The organism is Pseudonocardia sp. Ae331_Ps2 (assembly GCF_001932405.1).
Lineage (GTDB): Bacteria > Actinomycetota > Actinomycetes > Mycobacteriales > Pseudonocardiaceae > Pseudonocardia.
In genome coordinates, this window is record NZ_MCIM01000001.1 from 2804217 (window position 1) to 2819292 (window position 15076).

A 15076-nucleotide genomic window follows, 5' to 3' on the forward strand; every position below is an offset into this window, starting at 1 on the left:
GATGCTCGGGTATGGCTTTGGTCACGCTCGACACCACCACCGTGGCCGAGACCGACCGGTTGGACTTCTGGCGCTCGACGGTCTGCGACCAGTTCGTGCCCCTCGACGTCAGGCCCTCCACCGGCGGCCTGGTCTCCGGACGAGTGACGGCGGCGTCCGTCGCGGGTACTCACCTGCGGCGGATAGCCTCGGTTCCGCACCGCTTCGACAGGACTGTACGGCAAGTTCGTTCCGCAGACGAGGACTTCCTCCAGATCGCGCTCGCCCGCCGTGGACGCACCCTGGTCGTCCAGGACGGGCGGGAGGCGGTGATCGGCCCCGGCGAGTTCGTGATCTACGACAGCAGCCGGCCGTTCACCTTCGTCACCTCGGACTGCTTCGAGTACCAGGTCTGCCTGCACCCGAAGGGCGCCCTGCCGCTGTCGGCCGCCGAGACCGCCGCCGTCACCGCGATCACCTTCGACGGCCGGCGCGGCATCGGCGCGATGCTCCCGCCGCTGCTGTCGTCGCTGAACCGCGCGATCGGCGACGACGTGCCCGAGGCCGCCCAGGAGGCCGTCGCCCGCACCATCGGGGATGTGTTCGTCGCGCTGGTGCGCAGCACCGTACCGGCGGCCGCCCCGGAGAACCTGCACGTCACCCGGGCCCGCGGGTTCATCCGCGAGCACATCGCCGACCGGGACCTCGACCCCGCCGGGGTGGCGGCCGCCTGTGCGATCTCGGTCAGCTACCTGCACAAGCTGTTCGCCGAGGAGGGGACCACGGTGGCCGGGGCGATCCGGGAGGAAAGGCTCCAGGGCGCCTGGGCCGACCTGCGCCGCCCCGAGCTCGCGCACGTCGGGGTCGGCGCGATCGGCGCCCGATGGGGCATGCCGGACCCGGCGGCGTTCAGCCGGGCCTTCCGGACCCGGTTCGGGCGGTCCCCGAAGGCGCACCGCGAGTCCTGAGGGCAGGCCGGGCGGGGAGGCCCGCCCGGCCGCTCCGCTCAGATCCGCTGTTCGCCGAGGAACCCGGTGACCAGCTTCGTCAGGTCCTCGGGCCGCTCCAGGTGCATGCAGTGGCTGGACCCCGGCCCGGTCACCAGCTCGAAGCGGGCGCCCGGGATGCGCTCGGCCACCGCACGGGACTGCCATGGCGGGGTCAGCAGGTCCTGCTCGCCCACCGCGACCAGCGTCGGTGCCGTGATCGCGTCCAGCCGGTCGAGGGTGTCGTGGCCGAGGTCGGCGTCCCACTGCTCGACGGTCACCTGCATCTGTGCTTCGTCCTGCGGGAACGCCGGCAGCAGGGCCTCCAGCAGCGCGCCCACGTTCGGGTCGTCGAGTGCCTGCGGGGAGAACGCGAGCCCCGACGCGGTCAGCGCGGACTCCATGTCGCGGTGCACGTAGGGCAGGCGCAGCGCGCTCAGCACCGCGCGCTGGAAGCCGTCGGTGCGGCCCCAGGTGCCGTAGAGGACCTGCGCGGCGACCTGCCCGGGGCGGGTCAGCGCGATCTCCTGCGCGACGGCCGAGCCCAGCGACCAGCCGAGCAGGTGCGCGCGCGGGATCTCCAGGGCGTCGAGCAGCGCGGAGGTATCGGCGGCCATCGACCCGACCGTGATCGGCCCGGACCCGCGGTCGCTGCCGCCCAGCCCCCGGTTGTCGAAGGTGATGACCCGGTGGGTCTGGGCCAGCCGGTGCGCGAGTTCGCCCCAGAGCGGGATCGCGCCGGACGTCCCCATGATCATGAGCAGCGGGTCGCCGTCGCCTGCGGTCTCGTAGTGCAGCTCGACGCCGGTGGACACGGTGATGCGGGGCACGGTGGGTCTCCTCGGGGGTGTGCGGTCGGGTCGGCGGTGCTCAGGGGTGCTCGGCGGTGCTCAGCGGTGCTCAGCGGTACTGGAGGCCGTCGTCGAGGTCGGCCTTCGGCAGCTCGACCCGGTCGACGTCGTGCTCGTGCATGTGGGTCCACGGTTCGCGGTCGCCCTGGCCGAACATCCGGTGCGCGGACCGCCCGATGTAGCCGGGGTTGAAGTTCTCCTCCGAGACCCACGGCAGGCGCGGCATGTCGGCGTCCTGTGGTGCGACGGTGGGGACGACGACCTGGTGGCCGCGCTCGTCCATGCGCGCGAGGATGCGGCCGATCAGGTCGTTGACCAGGTCGATCCGCAGCGTCCAGCTGTGCCGGAAGTAGCCGAAGGCGTAGGCCATGTTCGGGATGCCCTCGATCATCAGCCCGCGCCAGGTGACATGGCGGGTGAAGTCGACCGGCTCGCCGTCGACGGTGAAGGGGATGTCGCCGAACACGGCCAGGTCGAACCCGGTCGCGGTGACGACGACGTCGGCCTCGATGACCTCCCCGGAGTCCAGCTCGACGCCCTTCTCGGTGAACCGGGCGATGGTGTCGGTGACGACCGACGCCTTCCCCTCGCGCATCGCGGCGAAGAAGTCGCCGTCGGGTACGAACGCGATGCGCTGCTGCCAGGGGCGGTAGCGGGGGACGAAGTGCTTCTCGATGTCGGTGCCCTCGGGGAGCAGTGGCCGGATCGACTCGATCAGGAACTCGTGCAGCGCGTCCGGGTCGTCGCGGCCGGTGGTGGCCAGCCAGTCGAGCTGCTGGACGTAGGTGCGGCGCAGGATCTCGTGGGTCCACTCGGCGGGCAGGTCGAGGGGCTCCAGCATCGTCGCGAGGTCGTGCACGGTCGGCGCGGGGAACCAGTACGACGGCGAGCGCTGCAGCATCGTCACGTGCTCGGCGGTCGCCGCCGTCGCCGGGACGACCGTCGCCGCGGTGGCGCCGGACCCGATGACCAGCACCTTCTTGCCCGTGACGTCGAGGTCCGACGGCCAGGACTGCGGGTGCACGACGGTCCCCGCGTACTGCTCGAGGCCGGGCCACTGCGGGGTGTAGGGCTCGTCGTGGTTGTAGTAGCCCTGGCACATCCACAGGAACGACGCGGTCATCGACAGGGTCTCGCCGGTGTCGGTGCGCGTCACCTCCGCGGTCCACCGGTTCTCCGCCGACGACCAGCTCAGCGCGGTGACGCGGTGGTGGTACCGGATGTGCCCGGCCAGGTCGTCCTCATCGATGACCTCGTCGAGGTAGGCCAGGATCTCTGCGCCCGCAGCGATCGACGGCCCCGTCCACGGCTTGTGCCGGTAGCCGTAGGTGAACAGGTCGCTGTCGGAGCGGGCCCCGGGGAAGCGGTGGGTCCACCAGGTCCCACCGGGGGCGTCCTGGGCCTCCAGCAGCACGAAGCTCCGGTCCGGGAACTCCTCGCGGAGCCGGTGGGCGGCGCCGATGCCGGACACCCCGGCCCCGACGATCAGGACGTCGACGTGCTCGCTGGTCGTGGCGGCCATGGGTCCTCCGGGTGCAGGTGTGACGGCGGTCTCTCGACGCTAGGGCGGCCGGCCCGGTCCCCGGGTGTCCGAACTTCGGACACCGGGGGGTGTTGACCGGTGCCGCATCATGTGATGACGAGCACAGAGAGGTGCGTCGATGGGGGATCTGCTCGCACGCCGTCGCGAGCTCGTGTCCGCGCGGGCCGAGCTGCTCGACCGGCCCGACGCCGCACCGCCCGGCGTGCCCGGTCACGTCGTCGCGTCCTGGCGGCGCAGCATCGCGGGTGGGGTGGACCCCGCGACGATCGCGAACCGCTTCCACCCCGACCTCGACACCGGTTCCCGGCTGGTCCGGTGCGCGCGCCCGGTCATGGAGCAGCTGGCCGAGCAGGTCGCCGGGATCGGGGTGTGCGTCGCGCTCACCGACGACCGTGCCCGGCTGCTGGTGCGCCTCGACACCGACGCGGTGATCGCGCGGTCCGCGGACGTCAACGCGTTCGCCGCGGGCTTCGGCTACGCCGAGGGCGCGGTCGGGACCAACGGGGTCGGGACCGTGCTGGAGTCCGGCCGGCCGGTGCACATCGTCGGCGCCGAGCACTTCGTCGAGCAGCTGCACGACTACGCCTGCGCCGGCGCCCCCGTTCGTGACCCGGCGACCGGGCGGGTCGAGGCGGTGCTGGACCTGTCCTGCCGCGCGGAGTACTCCTCGCCGCTGCTGCTGTCGCTGGTGCGCTCCGCGGCCGCCCGCATCTCCGACGCCCTGCTGCACGACCGCGACCCCGCCCAGCAGGCCCTGTTCGACGCCTACGCCCGCACCGAGTCCCGCACCCGGCGGGCGGTGCTCGCCGTCGGGCGCCGCACGGTGCTGGCGAACACCGCGATGCAGACGTTGCTCGACGCGGACGACCACGCCGCGCTCACCGACCACGCCAGGTTCCTGCTGCTGCGCGGCCCCGGCGTCGACGACCGGGTGGAGCTGCCGTCGGGGACCCGGGCGCGGCTGCGCGGCGCGGTCGTCCCGGCAGGCGGGTCGGTCGCCGGCCTGGTGGCGGTGGTGACGCTGCTGCGCGAGCCCGACGGCGGCGACCCCACCGGACCGGTCCCGGTGACCCCCCGGCCCGCCGCCGACGGGGCGAGCCCGGCCTGGCGGACGGCGCGGGCCGCCGTCGTCGCGGCGCTGGGGGCGGGGGCGCCGCTGCTGGTCACCGGCGAGCCCGGCTCCGGGCGGGCGCGGCTGGTCACCGACTCCTGGCCCGGCCCGGTCGTCGAGGTCGGGCCGGACGACGACGGCGCCGACCTCGACGACCGCGTCGGGCGGGCCGGGGAGCGGGTGCTGGTGCTGCTGCGCGACCTCGACCGGCGCGACGCCGGTGTGCCGCCCGCCGTCGCGCGCGGGGACCTGCCGATCGCCGGCACCCGCGCGGACGCCGCCGTCCCCGATCCCGTCCGGGACGCCGTGCTGGCCCGGTTCCGGGTGTCGGTGCCGGTCCCGCCGCTGCGCGGCCGCCCCGGTGACCTCCCCGGTCTGGTCGCCGCGCTGCTCGCCGAGCTCGCGCCCGGCCGCGACGTGCGGCTGTCCGCCGGGGCGCTGCGGACGGTGAGCAGGCACCCGTGGTCGGGGAACGTGACCGAGCTGCACGACGCGCTGACCGTCGCCCTCGGCCGGCGGCCGGTGGGTGTGGTCGAGGCGACCGACCTGCCCGAGTCCTGCCAGAGCGCGCCGTCCGCGACGCTGCGGGCGGTGGACCGGGCCGAGCGGGACGCGATCGTCGCCGCGCTGCGGGACACCGACGGGAACCGGGCCGCGGCGGCCGCGGTGCTGGGCGTGGCCCGGTCGACGCTCTACCGGAAGATCGCGCAGTACCGGATCACGGACTGACCCCCCGCACCGGTCACCGGGTCAGGAACGCCGCCAGCTCGCGCGCCACCTCCTCCGGCCGCTCCTCGGGGAGGTAGTGGTCGGCGTCCAGGGCCGTCCCACGCACGTCCGTGGCGTAGCCGGCCCACACCGCGGGCACGTCGTAGGACCGCCCGACGAAGGAGTGCGCGCCCCACAGGGCCAACAGCGGTGCGGTGACCCGGCGGCCCGCGTCGGCCTCGTCGTCGACGCGGTCGATCCCGGCCGCGGCCCGGTAGTCGGCGCACGACGCGGCGATCGCGGCCGGGTCGGCGAAGCAGCGGACGTACTCGGCGACGGCACGCTCGTCGAACGGGGTGCCGCCGTGGTGGCGCGACCGCATCCGGGCGGTGACCCAGAACTCCGGGTCGCCCGCGATGAGGCGCTCCGGGATCCCGGCCGGGGCGGTCAGGAAGAACCAGTGCCAGTAGCCGAGCCCGAAGGTGGCGTCGGCGGTGTCGAACGCGTGCCGGGTCGGGACGATGTCGAGCACCGCCAGCGCCGACACCGCGTCCGGCGCGTCCAGGGCCAGCCGGTGCGCGACCCGTCCGCCGCGGTCGTGCCCGGCGACGGCGAACCGGTCGAACCCGAGCACCCGCATGCCGGCGAGCTGGTCGGCGGCCATGGCGCGCTTGGCGTAGGCGGCGTCGCCAGGGCCCGGGGCGGGTTTGGCGCTGTCGCCGTAGCCGCGCAGATCGGTCGCGACGACGGTGAACCGGTCGGCGAGCAGCGGGGCGACCCGGTGCCAGATCGCGTGGGTCTGCGGGTAGCCGTGCAGGAGCAGCAGCGGAGGTCCGGCACCGCCGACGACGGTGTGCACCGCGGTCCCCGCGGCGTCGACCGTGCGGGCGGTGAACGGGGCGGGCAGCAGGGTTCGTGGGCTCATCGCGCCGGACCTCCGTGGACTGGGGTAGGACGGATCCCGTGCCGACCGACCCCGTGCGACCCGACGCCGCGCTGCCGGACACCGTCCTGCTCTGGGACGCCGACGAGGTCGCCGACCCGCCCCAGGAGCCCTGCTGCCTGGCCGGGACCGCGCCGGGCGACCGGGCCGTGGTCTACCGGACCGGGCCGGGCGGCGGCGTGACGGCGCTGTTCGCGTTCACCGGTCCCGCCGAGCCGCACCCCGGCGGACGGCACGCGGCGGGCGTCGTCGTGCCGGTCGGACGGCCGGTACCGCGGGCCGAGCTGCTGGCCGACCCGGTGCTCGCGCCGGTGTTCCGGCACCTGCGCGGCCGTCGCAGGCTGCCGCCCGACGCGGCCCGTCGCCTGGTCGCACTCCTCGCAAGCTGAGCCGCGCCGCCCGGTCGCCGGGGCGCGCAGGCCAGGGCCCGACGGGCTCATCCCCGCACGACCGCGGCGATCGCCGCACCCAGCTCGGCGGTCGTCGCGGTGCCGCCCAGGTCCGGGGTGACGGTCGCGCCGCCCCGCCCGACGACGTCCTCGACCGCGGCCAGCACGGCCGCCGCGGCCTCGTGCTCGCCGAGGTGCTCCAGCATCATCGACCCGCACCAGATCTGGCCGACCGGGTTCGCGACGCCCTTCCCGGCGATGTCCGGTGCCGACCCGTGCACGGGTTCGAACAGGCTCGGGAACTCCCGCTCCGGGTTGATGTTCGCGCTCGGCGCGATGCCGATCGTGCCGGTGCAGGCCGGGCCGAGGTCGGACAGGATGTCGCCGAACAGGTTGCTGGCCACGACGACGTCGAAGCGTTCCGGGCTCATCACGAACCGCGCCGCGAGGATGTCGATGTGGGCGGAGTCGACATCGACGTCGGGGTACTGCGCCGCCATCGCGGCCACCCGCTCGTCCCAGTACGGCATGGTGATCGCGATGCCGTTGGACTTGGTCGCCGAGGTGAGGTGCCGGTTCGGGTGGCGGCGCGCGAGCTCGAAGGCGTAGCGCAGGATCCGGTCGACCCCGATACGGGTCATCACGGTCTCCTGGATCACCACCTCCCGGTCGGTGCCGGAGAACATCCGCCCGCCCACCGAGGAGTACTCGCCCTCGGTGTTCTCCCGGACGATCAGCATGTCGATGTCGCCGGGTGCGCGGTCGGCCAGCGGCGCGGCGACGCCCGGCAGCAGCCGGGCCGGGCGCAGGTTGACGTACTGGTCGAAGCGGCGCCGGAACTGCAGCAGGCTGCCCCACAGCGACACGTGGTCGGGCACCACCTCCGGCCACCCGACGGCACCGAAGAACAGCGCGTCGAAACCGGACAGCTGCTCGAACCAGTCCTCGGGCAGCATCGTGCCGTGCTCGAGCCAGTGGTCGGCGCTCGCGAAGCCGAACTCGGTGAACTCCAGCCCGATCCCGAACCGCTCCGCGGCCGCGGTCAGCACCCGGACGCCCTCCGGGACGACCTCCTTGCCGATCCCGTCCCCGGGGATGACGGCGATGCGGTGCGCGGTCATGTCATGTCCTCCTCGACTCGGTTGCTTCTATCCTGATCGGCGAACCGGATGCGGTGAACCGTCGTCCTGGCCGGACAGTCTTTCCGCAGGGGAAAGGAGCAGGTGTGGAGCTGCCCGAGTTCGACGACCTGAGCTTCTTCGCCGGGGTCGCCGCCGCAGGCACACTGACGGAGGTGGCGCGCCAGTGGGGTGTGTCGGTGTCGGCGGTCAGCAAGCGGCTCGCCCGCCTGGAACGACGTCTGGGCGTCCGCCTGGTCAACCGGTCCACCCGCCGGCTCACCCTGACCGACGAGGGCCGCCGCTATGCCGAGGGCGCCCGCGACGTGCTGGGCCGGATCGACGACCTGGAGGACGAGATCGGCCGTCGTCGCTCGGGACTGCACGGACGGATCGCGGTGCACTCGTCGATGGGGTTCGGCCGGGCGCACGTCGCGCCGCTGCTCGGCACCTTCGAGGCGGCCAACCCGGACCTGCGCATCGATCTGGAGCTGTCGCACCTGCCGGTCGCGGTCGGCGGCTCCGGCTACGACTTCGCGGTGCGCGTCGGACCGCTGCCCGACTCGCGGCTGCACGCCCGGGTGCTGCACCGCAACCGGCGCGTGGTGTGCGCGGCGCCGTCGTACCTGGGCCGCCGCGGCGTCCCGCGCACCCCCGCCGACCTGGGCGGACACGACTGCATCGTGATCCGGGAGAACGACACCGCCTATGCCCATTGGCGCTTCGGGACCGACGCCGACGCCGTCGGGGTCCGCGTGACGGGCGCGATGACCTGCAACGACGGCGAGGTCGCGACGGCGTGGTGCCGGGCCGGGCGTGGGCTGGTGATGCGCTCGCTGTGGCAGGTCGCGCCGCTTCTCGTGTCGGGGGAGCTGGTGCAGGTGCTGGCGGACATCCCGACGCCGTCGGCGGACCTGCTGGCCGTGCACGGGGCGGACCCGCCCCGGCGGGTCCGCGCAGTGCTCGACCACCTCGTCGACGGGCTGGCGCGGCGGCTGCCGGTCAGGCCGGCTCCCGCTCCCGCTCCCGCCGCCGCGTCCACGGCCACGTGATCACCGCCCACCCCACCGCCACCAGCACGAACTCGACCACCAGGTAGATCGGCCACGGCCCCAGCAGGTCCAGCGCGGAGGCGTTGGTCGGCTTGTGGGCGAGGAAGCCGTAGTTGGTTCCCGCGGCCAGGTTGAACGGCAGCACCACCGCCGCCCAGGCGATCGTCGCCGCCAGCGTCACGCCCATCCCGCGCCAGCTCGGCCGCACCCCGGCACCCCAGGTCAGGTACACCGCCGCCCAGGTCACCAGCAGGTGCAGCGCCCAGAAGTGCAGGAACGCCACGTGCGGGAAGTCGGGGGAGTCGGTGGCCGGGGTGAGCAGCGTCTGCGGGGTCAGCGTGAGACCCCAGTAGTACAGCGGGCCGCACGCCCACCAGCGACGCGTCCACAGGGCGACGGCGGCGGTGACCCAGGACAGGTCCGACAGCTGCAGCGGCAGCGAGATGTGGACGTCGAAGGTCTGCGGGGTCAGCAGCCGCAGCTGCAGCGGGACCAGCAGCACGACGACCACCACGGCGAACGCCCGGGAGACGCGCAGCTCGGCCGGGGTGCCGCGCAGTCGACGTCCGAGCACCACCAGCGCGACGCCGCCGAGGACGCCGACGGTCAGCGCGGCCCAGTGGGTCGCGCCGTAGGGCACGAAGACGCCGGTGTCTCCCATCGCCCGATGATGACCGACCCCGCCCGACCCCGCCCGATCGTGGCGGACCGGGGATCAGGCGTCGGCGGTCCCGGCGGCGTCGTCCTTCTTCCTCCGCTTCGGGATCAGGTGCGCCACGGCGACGATCACCGCGCCGACCACGACCCCGAGGATCGCCGAGCCGACGGTGTTGGTGAGCCAGCCCAGGAACCCGCCCAGCACGCCGGTCGCGTCGGCGACGGCCACCTCCAGGTGGTGCACCAGGTCGTAGATCGGGGAGAAGCCCAGCTCGTCCGTCCCGACGAGCAGGATGTGCCCACCGACCCACAGCATCGCCGCGACGCCGACGACCGAGAGCGTCGTCAGCACGATCGGCATGGCCTTCACCAGCCCGCGCCCGAACGACGCGACGGGGCCGGACCCGCGTTCGGCCAGTGCCAGGCCCACGTCGTCCATCTTCACGATGAGCGCGACGGCGCCGTAGACGAGCGCGGTGATCGCGACGGCGACCACGGCCAGGATGATCGCCCGGGCCACGATGCCCTCGGACGCCACCTCGTTCAGCGCGATGACCATGATCTCGGCCGAGAGGATGAAGTCGGTGCGCACGGCGCCGGAGACGACCCGGCGCTCGTTCTCCGCCGGGTCCGCGGCGACCTTCTCGTCGCGCTCCTCGGGGTGCTCGGAGTGCCCGGAGAAGTACTCCCAGAGCTTCTCCGCGCCCTCGTAGGCCAGGTAGCAGCCGCCGACCATCAGGATCGGGGTCAGCAGCCACGGCGCGAACTGGGAGAGGATCAGCGCGACCGGCAGGATGAAGACGATCTTGTTGCGCAGCGAGCCCTTGGCGATCCGCCAGATGATCGACAGCTCGCGCTCGGGCTTGAGGCCCTGGACGTAGCGGGGGGTGACGGCGGCGTCGTCGACGACCACGCCGGCGGCCTTGGCCCCGGCCCGCCCGGCCGCGCCCGCGATGTCGTCCAGCGACGCCGTCGTGAGGCGGGCCAGGGCCGCGATGTCGTCGAGCAGGGCGAAGAGTCCGCTCATCGGGTCACCGTCCGTTGCAGGGCCGAATCCGTGCGCACGCGCGGAGCCTACGGCCCGGAGCGGACGAACGGGACCGAACCCGCACCGATGTCGGGCTTGACCGTGCCGCGACGGCACGGTGTCCACTCGGGCGCATGGACGAGGACACCAGCGCCCCCACCACCGCCCCGGCCGTCGACCCGGCCGACCCGGTCGCCGCCTTCTCCGGGCTGCGCGAGGTGGCCGCGGTCGTCGACATCCCGCTGGAGGTGCCCGGCCGACCCACCCAGCAGGGGCTGCTCGTGACCCGGGACGCCGAGGTCCGGGCGCTGCTGACCGACGACCGCTTCCGGCTCGACGCGGCCGCGGTGCCGCAGGCCGAGAACTTCCTGCGCAACGCCCAGACCGGGATCATCGGGCTGCCCGAGGACCTGGAGCTGCTGCGTCGCCCGATGCTGTCCCGGGACGGCGAGGACCACGCGCGGCTGCGCCGGCTCGTCTCCCGGGCGTTCACCGTGCGCCGGGTCGCCGGGCTGCGTCCGCGGGTCGAGGCGATCGTGTCCGGTCTGCTCGACGACATCGCCGCCGCCGGCGCCGACGGCAGCCCGGTCGACCTGGTGGAGACGCTGGCCTACCCGGTGCCGATCACCGTGATCTGCGAGCTCGTCGGGGTGCCCGAGGACGACCGCGACCGCTGGCGGGAGTTCGCCCGGCTGCTGATCCAGCCCGACCCCGGACGGATGCCGGACGTCGCGCGGGGGATGGTCGCCCACGTCCGCGCGCTGATCGAGGCCCGTCGCCGCGAGCCCGCCGACGACCTGCTGTCCGCGCTCGTGACCGTGCACGACGACGACGGCGACCGGCTCTCGGAGCAGGAGCTGCTCGACATGACGGTGAACCTCACCGTCGCCGGGTTCGAGACGACCGCGCACGTCCTGGCCAAGGGCACCCTCGCGCTGCTCAGCCGGCCGGACCGGCTCGACGCCCTGCGCGCCGACCCGCAGCTGTGGCCGACGGCGGTGCACGAGCTGGTCCGCACCTGCGGCCCGGTCCCGGCCGGCGCGCCCCGGTACGCGGCCGAGGACACCGAGATCGCCGGTACCCCGGTCCCGGCGGGGACGGCGGTGCTGCCCGGTCTGCTCTCCGCCAACTTCGACCCCCGCGTCGTCGACCGGCCCGACGAGCTCGACGTCCGCCGTCGCCCCGCCCGCGGCGAGGGGCACCTCGGGTTCGGGCACGGCGCGCACTACTGCCTGGGTGCCGCGCTGGCCCGGCAGGAGGTCGAGGTCGTGCTGTCGGCGCTGGTCACGCGCTTTCCGGGCCTGCGGCTCGCTGAGCCGGCGGACGGCCCGTCGCGGCTGGGTTTCGCGCGGCTGCCCGCTCTGCCCGTCCACGTGGACCGCCCGCCGGCGGAGCGGAGCCCCTCAGCGTGCGGCGCGGTTCTCGTAGAGCCGGCGTGACCACAGCAGGCTCCCGACGGTGATCAGCAGGCACCAGCCGACGGCGAGTGCGGCGTCGGTGCCGAGCCCGGCGCCGCTGCCCGGGCCGGCGCCGAGCAGCCCGCGCAGGGTGTCGATGACCGGGGTGAACGGCTGGTACGCCGCGAACCACCGGAGGGCGGTCGGCATCGACTCCACCGGCACGAACCCGCTGCCCAGGAACGGCAGCAGCATCAGGAACATCGGGGTGTTGCTCGCCGTCTCCACACTGTCCGCGGCCAGCCCGAGCGCGACGGTCAGCCAGGTCAGCGCGACGGTGAGCAGCGCCAGCATCTCGGCGACGCCGAGCCAGGCCAGCGGCCCGGCGTCGCTGCGGAACCCCAGCGCCAACGCCACGCCGAGCACGACGACCAGGCCCAGCACGGTCTGCACGAACGCCCCGGCGACGTGCCCGGTGAGCACGCTGGAGCGGGCGATCGCCATCGTCCGGAAGCGGGCGACGACGCCCTCGGTCATGTCGGTGGCGACCCCGATGGCGGTGCCCATCGCGACGCTCGCGACGGTCAGCAGCAGCACGGCCGGGGTGACGTAGGCCAGGTAGTCGTCACGGTCCCCGCCCAGCCCGGCGCCCATCGTGCCGCCCAGGACGTAGACGAACAGCAGCAGGAACACCAGCGGCTGGGCGATCAGCATGATCGTCAGCGAGGGGTAGCGGCGCAGGTGCCGGATGCGGCGGCGCAGCATCGTCGTCGAGTCGGCGAACAGCCGGGGGCGGTCGGCCGGGACGAGGGTCGCGGTGCTCATGCCGCCACCTCCGCGGTGCCCGGGTGCCCGGTGAGGGCGAGGAAGACGTCGTCGAGGTCGGGGGTGTGGGTGGTCAGCCCCTCGGGGTCGACGCCGGCGTGGTCGAGCCGGTCGAGCAGCGCCCGCAGGTCGCGCGGACCGGTGGCGGGCAGCTGCAGCGTCAGCACCGCCGGGTCGGCGACGGCGTCGGGCAGCGCGGCGTGCGCGGCGGCCAGGGCGTCCTCGTCGGCGAGGTGCAGCAGCACGTGCCCGCCGGGCACCCGGGCCTTGAGCTGCGCGGGCGTGCCGCGGGCGACCAGGCGTCCGCCGTCGAGGACGGCGACGGAGTCCGCGAGCTGGTCGGCCTCCTCCAGGTACTGGGTGGTCAGCAGCACGGTGACGCCGCGGCCGACGAGCTCGCGCACCGCGGCCCACAGGTCGCGGCGGCTGCGGGGGTCCAGCCCGGTGGTCGGCTCGTCGAGGAACAGCACGTCCGGGTCCGCGACCAGGGTCATGGCCAGGTCGAGGCGGCGCCGCATCCCGCCGGAGTAGGTGCCGGCGCGGCGGTCGGCGGCGTCGGCGAGGTCGAAGCGCTCCAGCAGCTCCCGGGTGCGGGCGCGGCCGGTGCCGCGGGGCAGGTGGTGCAGGTCGGCCATCAGCCGCAGGTTCTCCGCGCCGGTGAGCAGGCCGTCGACGGCGGAGAACTGGCCGGTCACCCCGATCGCGGCCCGGACGCCGTCGGGGTCGGTCGCCGGGTCCCTCCCGGCGATCCGGATGCGTCCCGAGTCCGGCCGCAGCAGGGTGGACAGGATGCGGACCAGCGTCGTCTTGCCGGCGCCGTTCGGGCCGAGCAGGGCGAGCACGGTCCCGGCGGGGACATCGAGGTCGATGCCGCGGAGCACGGCGTGGCCGCCGTAGGACTTGTGCAGGGCGGCGACGGCGATCGCGGGCGGGGGTGTGGGCACGGTGGTTCCTCTCGTGGACGGGATCGCGGACGGTGGGTGTCAGGCGCGGCGGACGACGATGTCGCCCTCGCGGGAGCGGGCGTGGACGGTGACGGTGTCGCCGCCGTCCGGGGCCTCGCGCGGGTCCAGGTCGTTGCCGATCCGGCCGGTGGTGTCGAGGTCGAGCCAGGCGGCGCTGCCCTCGGCGACACCGACCTCCAGGCGGCCGTGCGTGCTGGTCAGCGACAGCTCACCGCGGCGCACCCGGCCGAGGCGGACGTCGCCGTAGGCGGTCCGGACGCGGGCGCCCGCACCGAGCTCGTCGACGTCGATCGGGCCGTGGGTGCTGGTCACCTCGACGTCGCCGGTCAGCTCGTCGGCGCGGACGACGCCGTGCTTGCTGCTCAGCGTCGCGCTGCCGCCGACGCGGTGGATCTGCATGCCGCCGTGGTCGGAGCGGACCGTCGCGTCACCGGTGACGGTGCCACCGATCCGGACGTGGCCGTAGGCGGTGCTCAGGTCGGCGGAGGCCGCGTCGTCGATGCGGATGTCGCCGTAGCGGGTCGTCGCGGTGCACTCGCCGAGGGCGCCTTCGGCGACGACCGAGCCGTGGCCGGTGCTCGCGGTCAGGGCGGAGCCTGCCGGGAGCGCGATCTCGACCTCGACGGTGCGGCCGGGGGTGCCCGGGGTGAACCGTTGCAGCAGCCCGAGTCGCGGGCCGGTGACACGCAGCTCGCGGCCGGTCAGCTCGACCCGGACCTGGTCCGCGTGGGCGCGGTCGGCCGCGGAGCTGTGGACCTCGACGACGGTGTCGGCGCGGTCCGAGGCGGTCACGCGCAGGTCACCGATCGCGAGGTCGACGATCGCGGTGACGGGCTCGGGGGTGTCGTAGCTGGGCATGGGGCATCGCCTCCTCGGCGTCGCGGTGACGCCGTGGGTCAGGTGTGGGTCGGTCAGGTGTGGGTCGGTCGGGTGTGGGAGAAGGGGATCGGTCGCGGCTCAGCCGAACCAGCCGACGCGGCCACGGCGGGCGGCGTCGGGACGGTCGGACGTCGCGGCCGGGCGGTCCAGCGCGGCGGCGGCCACGCGGGTCAGCCAGGTGTTCACACTGAGGCCGTCCCGCCCGGCGGCCTCCTCGATCCGGGTCTTGAGCGTCTCCGGCGGCCGGAAGTTGATCCGGGCTACCGGCCCGGACTCGCCGTCGGTGACCGCCGGCGCCGATGGCGCCACGGGTGGCGCCTCCGTTGCCGCCGGGGGTGCCGACGGCGCGGCAGGTGCCCCGGTGACGACGAACTCGGGATCGCTGCCGCGCAGCCGCACGTGCACCGACCCCGGAGCGAGCTCGAGGGTGATCTCGTCGGCCGCCTCGGCCAGCGCCTCCAGCAGGATCAGGCGGGTCGTCGAGTGCAGGGGGGCGAGCAGCCGCTCCGCGACCGCCCGGGTCTCCTCGCCCGCTGCCTCGCCCAGGGCGGAGAACTCGGTGCGCAGGCGGTCGACATATCCGTCCAACTCCATGGCGCAACTATGGCGCATGATGGCGCCATCGTCAACCGGGTGGCGCCAGTTC

Annotated in this window: 15 protein-coding genes; 5 read left to right on the forward strand and 10 right to left on the reverse strand. The window is 74.4% G+C overall.

Annotated elements, in window-relative coordinates; genetic code table 11:
* Positions 1–11 precede the first annotated feature (11 nt).
* Positions 12–947 (forward strand): helix-turn-helix domain-containing protein, encoded by a 936-nt coding sequence (locus tag Ae331Ps2_RS13440; protein ID WP_075308544.1) that lies wholly within the window; start codon positions 12–14, stop codon positions 945–947.
* A gap of 38 nt (positions 948–985) precedes the next feature.
* Here the strand turns inward: Ae331Ps2_RS13440 and Ae331Ps2_RS13445 are convergent, their stop codons facing one another.
* Positions 986–1795, reverse strand: coding sequence for an alpha/beta fold hydrolase (locus Ae331Ps2_RS13445; RefSeq protein WP_075308543.1), 810 nt, complete (start codon positions 1793–1795; stop codon positions 986–988).
* 70 nt (positions 1796–1865) lie between these two features.
* Positions 1866–3338 (reverse strand): NAD(P)/FAD-dependent oxidoreductase, encoded by a 1473-nt coding sequence (locus Ae331Ps2_RS13450; protein WP_020622148.1) that lies wholly within the window; start codon positions 3336–3338, stop codon positions 1866–1868.
* A gap of 139 nt (positions 3339–3477) precedes the next feature.
* On the opposite strand from Ae331Ps2_RS13450, the gene Ae331Ps2_RS13455 reads away from it, so the two are divergent.
* On the forward strand, positions 3478–5199 hold the full coding sequence (locus tag Ae331Ps2_RS13455; protein ID WP_075308542.1) for a sigma-54-dependent Fis family transcriptional regulator: 1722 nt from the start codon (positions 3478–3480) through the stop codon (positions 5197–5199).
* A 13-nt stretch (positions 5200–5212) separates the two neighbouring features.
* Here the strand turns inward: Ae331Ps2_RS13455 and Ae331Ps2_RS13460 are convergent, their stop codons facing one another.
* Positions 5213–6103 carry an alpha/beta fold hydrolase gene (locus Ae331Ps2_RS13460; protein ID WP_075308541.1) on the reverse strand — a complete coding sequence of 297 codons (891 nt, stop codon included), beginning with the start codon at positions 6101–6103 and terminating at the stop codon, positions 5213–5215.
* 38 nt (positions 6104–6141) lie between these two features.
* Here Ae331Ps2_RS13460 and Ae331Ps2_RS13465 point away from each other — a divergent pair, with 38 nt between their 5' ends.
* Positions 6142–6510, forward strand: coding sequence for a hypothetical protein (locus Ae331Ps2_RS13465; protein WP_075308540.1), 369 nt, complete (start codon positions 6142–6144; stop codon positions 6508–6510).
* 47 nt (positions 6511–6557) lie between these two features.
* On the opposite strand, the gene Ae331Ps2_RS13470 is transcribed toward Ae331Ps2_RS13465, so the two are convergent.
* A complete protein-coding gene (locus Ae331Ps2_RS13470; protein WP_020623246.1) occupies positions 6558–7631 on the reverse strand; it encodes a tartrate dehydrogenase in 1074 nt (357 codons plus the stop codon).
* Between the two features lie 104 nt (positions 7632–7735).
* Between Ae331Ps2_RS13470 and Ae331Ps2_RS13475 the strand changes: the two genes are divergently transcribed.
* Positions 7736–8680: a LysR family transcriptional regulator gene (locus Ae331Ps2_RS13475; RefSeq protein ID WP_075308539.1), complete on the forward strand. Its 945-nt coding sequence runs from the start codon at positions 7736–7738 to the stop codon at positions 8678–8680.
* Here the strand turns inward: Ae331Ps2_RS13475 and Ae331Ps2_RS13480 are convergent.
* Complete coding sequence (locus Ae331Ps2_RS13480) at positions 8631–9341, reverse strand: TIGR02206 family membrane protein (protein WP_075308538.1); 711 nt, start codon at positions 9339–9341, stop codon at positions 8631–8633. The two genes, Ae331Ps2_RS13475 and Ae331Ps2_RS13480, sit on opposite strands and share 50 nt — an antisense overlap.
* A gap of 54 nt (positions 9342–9395) precedes the next feature.
* Positions 9396–10364 carry a DUF808 domain-containing protein gene (locus tag Ae331Ps2_RS13485; RefSeq protein ID WP_020623244.1) on the reverse strand — a complete coding sequence of 323 codons (969 nt, stop codon included), beginning with the start codon at positions 10362–10364 and terminating at the stop codon, positions 9396–9398.
* Between the two features lie 134 nt (positions 10365–10498).
* On the opposite strand from Ae331Ps2_RS13485, the gene Ae331Ps2_RS13490 reads away from it, so the two are divergent.
* The gene (locus Ae331Ps2_RS13490; protein ID WP_075308536.1) at positions 10499–11803 is read left to right on the forward strand and encodes a cytochrome P450; all 1305 of its coding nucleotides are present in this window, start codon (positions 10499–10501) and stop codon (positions 11801–11803) included.
* On the opposite strand, the gene Ae331Ps2_RS13495 is transcribed toward Ae331Ps2_RS13490, so the two are convergent.
* The 4 genes from Ae331Ps2_RS13495 to Ae331Ps2_RS13510 all read right to left on the reverse strand — a co-directional run bounded on the left by Ae331Ps2_RS13495 (position 11768) and on the right by Ae331Ps2_RS13510 (position 15024).
* Positions 11768–12586: an ABC transporter permease gene (locus Ae331Ps2_RS13495; protein ID WP_075308534.1), complete on the reverse strand. Its 819-nt coding sequence runs from the start codon at positions 12584–12586 to the stop codon at positions 11768–11770. The genes Ae331Ps2_RS13490 and Ae331Ps2_RS13495 overlap by 36 nt on opposite strands.
* Positions 12583–13530 (reverse strand): ABC transporter ATP-binding protein, encoded by a 948-nt coding sequence (locus tag Ae331Ps2_RS13500; RefSeq protein WP_020623241.1) that lies wholly within the window; start codon positions 13528–13530, stop codon positions 12583–12585. Before Ae331Ps2_RS13500 ends, Ae331Ps2_RS13495 begins: the two co-directional genes overlap by 4 nt.
* Positions 13531–13569: 39 nt before the next feature.
* The gene (locus tag Ae331Ps2_RS13505) at positions 13570–14409 is read right to left on the reverse strand and encodes a DUF4097 family beta strand repeat-containing protein (RefSeq protein WP_075308532.1); all 840 of its coding nucleotides are present in this window, start codon (positions 14407–14409) and stop codon (positions 13570–13572) included.
* A 99-nt stretch (positions 14410–14508) separates the two neighbouring features.
* The gene (locus Ae331Ps2_RS13510) at positions 14509–15024 is read right to left on the reverse strand and encodes a hypothetical protein (protein ID WP_020623239.1); all 516 of its coding nucleotides are present in this window, start codon (positions 15022–15024) and stop codon (positions 14509–14511) included.
* Between the last annotated feature and the right edge of the window lie 52 nt (positions 15025–15076).